At 52.7% G+C, this 313-nt stretch carries 1 protein-coding gene; it reads right to left on the bottom strand.

The features are described from left to right. Window positions 1–313: integrase core domain-containing protein (locus tag AC1XDK_RS30860; protein WP_483353839.1), on the bottom strand; the 313-nt coding region annotated here is incomplete at both ends.

Raw genomic sequence — 313 nt, forward strand, 5'->3', positions numbered from 1 at the left:
TTTCAAGCGATTGATGCGGTCTCTGACGGTTATAGTAATGCACAAACTGCTCAAGCCACTGCTGAACGCTCGGCCGACTGCCCACCCATGACGTATGGAAGCGGTCGATCCGCTGTTTGAGCGTGTGAAACCACTTTTCGATCAGGTTTCGCTCTGTGTAGTCGAGCCGACCGCTCAATCCAATTCGGAAGAGGGCAGTCCGATATCCATAGCCATCAACGAGAAACACCGTGTCCGAGAGATCGTGTTTCTCGGCCAAATCAGCTAGAAACGCAGCCGCTTGATCGGTCCCATGCCGATCAAACACTTTGAC

The organism is Haladaptatus sp. HS23 (assembly GCF_056892285.1).